This is a genomic window from Gordonia gummivorans, from assembly GCF_022513585.1.
In the GTDB taxonomy this organism is placed as follows: Bacteria; Actinomycetota; Actinomycetes; order Mycobacteriales; family Mycobacteriaceae; genus Gordonia.
Window position 1 is genome coordinate 1 of record NZ_JAKWBF010000058.1, and the last position, 5,479, is coordinate 5,479.

3 rRNA genes are annotated in these 5,479 nt (G+C 55.2%); all 3 read right to left on the reverse strand.

The annotated features are described in order from the left end of the window. Window positions 1–69: ribosomal RNA gene (gene rrf, locus MKW15_RS23915) — 5S ribosomal RNA — on the reverse strand; the annotation flags it as partial. Window positions 70–163: 94 nt separating this feature from the next. Then, window positions 164–3,299: ribosomal RNA gene (locus MKW15_RS23920) — 23S ribosomal RNA — on the reverse strand. A gap of 432 nt (window positions 3,300–3,731) precedes the next feature. After that, window positions 3,732–5,252: ribosomal RNA gene (locus MKW15_RS23925) — 16S ribosomal RNA — on the reverse strand. Window positions 5,253–5,479 lie beyond the last annotated feature (227 nt).

Sequence of the window (5,479 nt, forward strand, 5' to 3'; positions counted from 1 at the left end):
GGCGCTGGAGGGCTTAGCTTCCGGGTTCGGAATGGAGCCGGGCGTTTCCCCTCCGCTATGGCCGCCGTAACATTATGAAACCCCACACAACAGGGTTTGTTTGTTGTGTGTTGTCTCGGAAGTACATAGTGGATGCGAGTCAATCTTTTGAGTGTTAGATGTTGTTGGTAAGTCCTCGGCCGATTAGTACCAGTCACCTGAACCTATTACTAGGCGTACAGTTCTGGCCTATCAACCCCATGGTCTGTAGGGGGCCTTAACCACTCGAAGGTGGTGAGAAACCTCATCTTGGAACAGGCTTCCCGCTTAGATGCTTTCAGCGGTTATCCCTTCCGAACGTAGCTAACCAGCAGTGCCCCTGGCGGGACAACTGGCACACCAGAGGTTCGTCCGTCCCGGTCCTCTCGTACTAGGGACAGGTTTCCTCAAGTTTCTAACGCGCGCGGCGGATAGAGACCGAACTGTCTCACGACGTTCTAAACCCAGCTCGCGTGCCGCTTTAATGGGCGAACAGCCCAACCCTTGGGACCTACTCCAGCCCCAGGATGCGACGAGCCGACATCGAGGTGCCAAACCATCCCGTCGATATGAACTCTTGGGGAAGATCAGCCTGTTATCCCCGGGGTACCTTTTATCCGTTGAGCGACACCGCTTCCACTTGCCGGTGCCGGATCACTAGTCCCGACTTTCGTCCCTGCTCGACATGTACGTCTCACAGTCAAGCTCCCTTGTGCACTTACACTCAACACCTGATTGCCAACCAGGCTGAGGGAACCTTTGGGCGCCTCCGTTACATTTTGGGAGGCAACCGCCCCAGTTAAACTACCCACCAGGCACTGTCCCTGAACCCGATCAGGGTCCGAGGTTAGAAGTCCAATACGATCAGAGTGGTATTTCAACAACGACTCCACAACCACTGGCGTGGCCGCTTCACAGTCTCCCACCTATCCTACACAAACCGAACCGAACACCAATACCAAGCTATAGTGAAGGTCCCGGGGTCTTTTCGTCCTGCCGCGCGTAACGAGCATCTTTACTCGTACTGCAATTTCGCCGAGTCTGTGGTTGAGACAGCAGAGAAGTCGTTACGCCATTCGTGCAGGTCGGAACTTACCCGACAAGGAATTTCGCTACCTTAGGATGGTTATAGTTACCACCGCCGTTTACTGGGGCTTAAATTCTCAGCTTCACACACCAAAGGTGCATTAACCGGTCCTCTTAACCTTCCAGCACCGGGCAGGCGTCAGTCCGTATACATCGTCTTACGACTTCGCACGGACCTGTGTTTTTAGTAAACAGTCGCTTCTCTCTGGTCTCTGCGACCCCACCCAGCTCACGTCGTCAAGACGGTCACCAAGCGAGGTCCCCCTTCTCCCGAAGTTACGGGGGCATTTTGCCGAGTTCCTTAACCACAGTTCTCTCGATCGCCTTAGTATTCTCTACCTGACCACCTGTGTTGGTTTGGGGTACGGGCCGTGTACCAACTCACTAGAGGCTTTTCTCGGCAGCATAGGATCATGGACTTCGCCGCAACGGCTACGCATCACCTCTCAGGCACATGAAACACGGATTTGCCTATGTCTCGCCCTACAGGCTTACACCAGGACTTCCACCACCTGGCACCACTACCTTCCTGCGTCACCCCATCGCTTGCCTACTACCAGCCGAGGTCCCACGCAGCCCCCGCCAGCTACCCGAAGGTAGTCTGTTGGGATTTGGGTGGTTAGTACAACTGATTCAGCATGGGCGCGGATACACGGGTACGGGAATATCAACCCGTTGTCCATCGACTACGCCTGTCGGCCTCGCCTTAGGTCCCGACTCACCCTGGGCGGATTAGCCTGGCCCAGGAACCCTTGGTCATTCGGCGGCAGAGTTTCTCACTCTGCTTTCGCTACTCATGCCTGCATTCTCACTCCCACACCCTCCACCACTAGATCACTCTGTGGCTTCCACGGATGCAGGACGCTCCCCTACCCACCCACACACCTGGCCACCACCCCGTAAGGCAGTGACGGGCTTATGTGAGTGCCGCGGCTTCGGCGGTGTACTTGAGCCCCGCTACATTGTCGGCGCAGGATCACTTGACCAGTGAGCTATTACGCACTCTTTCAAGGGTGGCTGCTTCTAAGCCAACCTCCTGGTTGTCTTCGCGACCCCACATCCTTTTCCACTTAGTACACGCTTAGGGGCCTTAGCCGGCGATCTGGGCTGTTTCCCTCTCGACTACGAACCTTATCGCCCGCAGTCTCACTGCCACGCTCTCACTTACCGGCATTCGGAGTTTGGCTGACGTCAGTAACCTAGTAGGGCCCATCGGCCATCCAGTAGCTCTACCTCCGGCAAGAAACACGCAACGCTGCACCTAAATGCATTTCGGGGAGAACCAGCTATCACGGAGTTTGATTGGCCTTTCACCCCTACCCACAACTCATCCCCTCCATTTTCAACTGAAGTGGGTTCGGGCCTCCACGACGTCTTACCGTCGCTTCACCCTGGCCATGGGTAGATCACTCCGCTTCGGGTCTAGACCCAGCGACTATCAACGCCCTATTCAGACTCGCTTTCGCTACGGCTACCCCACACGGGTTAACCTCGCCACTGAGCACTAACTCGCAGGCTCATTCTTCAAAAGGCACGCCATCACCCACCACCGACCAAACGATGCACAGGCTCTGACGGATTGTAAGCGTCCGGTTTCAGGTACTATTTCACTCCCCTCCCGGGGTACTTTTCACCTTTCCCTCACGGTACTAGTCCGCTATCGGTCACCAGGAAGTATTCAGGCTTACCGGGTGGTCCCGGCAGATTCACAGCAGATTCCACGAGCCCGCTGCTACTTGGGCACCCATCACGCAAGACCGCATGTTTTCAGCTACCGGACTCTCACCGACTACGGCAGACCATTCCAGGCCACTTCACCTAACACACGATTTTCTCACTCACGCTTCCACAGGTAGATGGAAGAAGATGAACCCCACAACCCCACACACACAACCCCTACCCGGTATCACATGCGCATGGTTTAGCCTCCTCCGCTTTCGCTCGCCACTACTCACGGAATCACAATTGTTTTCTCTTCCTATGGGTACTGAGATGTTTCACTTCCCCACGTTCCCCCCACACCAGCTATACATTCACTGGGTGGTAACACGACATCACTCGTGCTGGGTTTCCCCATTCGGACACCCTCGGATCACAGCTCGTTTGACAACTCCCCGAGGTCTATCGCGGCCTACCACGTCCTTCATCGGCTCCTGGTACCAAGGCATCCACCGAACGCCCTAAAACACTTACAACAACACCTACAAACCCACAGGGGAACAAACCCCCGCGAAAATGTAGAAAAACAAAAACTCGAACAAAACACACAAACCAAAAATGATTCGTAATGCATTGCAAAAATAAAGATGCTCGCATCCACTATGCACTTCTCAAACAACACACACCTGCACAACCCTGACCGCTCCAGCCCCCATCACAGGAACCCTCACCACAATCATCGCCATGCAAGCCCAGAAGAAACGTGTGTTCCCTCAGAACCCCGATAGCGTGACAACAAACCCACCCACCTCACGGACAAGCGGAAGACCGCGCCTACCAGCACACGCCGGCACACAACAATCCTGTCTGATGTTTCACCCTTGAGCTTCCCTGTGCAGCACACTCGGCCACAAACAGGACTCCGCACACACACGCTTCCACATGCATGCACGTCAAATGCTCCTTAGAAAGGAGGTGATCCAGCCGCACCTTCCGGTACGGCTACCTTGTTACGACTTCGTCCCAATCGCCGATCCCACCTTCGACAGCTCCCTCCACAAGGGTTAGGCCACCGGCTTCGGGTGTTACCGACTTTCATGACGTGACGGGCGGTGTGTACAAGGCCCGGGAACGTATTCACCGCAGCGTTGCTGATCTGCGATTACTAGCGACTCCGACTTCATGGGGTCGAGTTGCAGACCCCAATCCGAACTGAGACTGGCTTTAAGGGATTCGCTCCACCTCACGGTATCGCAGCCCTCTGTACCAGCCATTGTAGCATGTGTGAAGCCCTGGACATAAGGGGCATGATGACTTGACGTCATCCCCACCTTCCTCCGAGTTGACCCCGGCAGTCTCCTGCAAGTCCCCGGCATAACCCGCTGGCAATACAGGACAAGGGTTGCGCTCGTTGCGGGACTTAACCCAACATCTCACGACACGAGCTGACGACAGCCATGCACCACCTGTACACCAACCACAAGGGAACCAACATCTCTGCTGGCGTCTGGTGTATGTCAAACCCAGGTAAGGTTCTTCGCGTTGCATCGAATTAATCCACATGCTCCGCCGCTTGTGCGGGCCCCCGTCAATTCCTTTGAGTTTTAGCCTTGCGGCCGTACTCCCCAGGCGGGGTACTTAATGCGTTAGCTACGGCACGGATCCCGTGAAATGGAACCCACACCTAGTACCCACCGTTTACGGCGTGGACTACCAGGGTATCTAATCCTGTTCGCTACCCACGCTTTCGCTCCTCAGCGTCAGTTACTACCCAGAGACCCGCCTTCGCCACCGGTGTTCCTCCTGATATCTGCGCATTTCACCGCTACACCAGGAATTCCAGTCTCCCCTGTAGTACTCAAGTCTGCCCGTATCGCCTGCACGCCTACAGTTAAGCTGCAGAATTTCACAGACGACGCGACAAACCGCCTACGAGCTCTTTACGCCCAGTAATTCCGGACAACGCTCGCACCCTACGTATTACCGCGGCTGCTGGCACGTAGTTGGCCGGTGCTTCTTCTCCAGGTACCGTCACTTGCGCTTCGTCCCTGGTGAAAGAGGTTTACAACCCGAAGGCCGTCATCCCTCACGCGGCGTCGCTGCATCAGGCTTGCGCCCATTGTGCAATATTCCCCACTGCTGCCTCCCGTAGGAGTCTGGGCCGTGTCTCAGTCCCAGTGTGGCCGATCACCCTCTCAGGTCGGCTACCCGTCGTCGCCTTGGTAGGCCATTACCCCACCAACAAGCTGATAGGCCGCGGGCCCATCCCCAACCGCAAAAGCTTTCCACCCGAAGCCATGCAACCTCGAGTCATATCCGGTATTAGACCCAGTTTCCCAGGCTTATCCCAAAGTCAGGGGCAGATCACCCACGTGTTACTCACCCGTTCGCCACTCGAGTACCCAGCAAGCTGGGCCTTTCCGTTCGACTTGCATGTGTTAAGCACGCCGCCAGCGTTCGTCCTGAGCCAGGATCAAACTCTCCATGAAAAAACATCGAAACAACCAACCCAAAGGCCAGCACAGTTTCAACACAATCAGGAAAGAAAAACCTGACCAATCCAAAAACAAGCAACACCTGCCCCACGAGGAGGAACAGATGCCACAAAAAAAATCATCATCCATCCAAAAACACTTGGACACACAATGCCAAACAAAATTGGCATCAGACAATTCATCATCACACTATCGAGTTCTCAAAGAACACACACCCACCG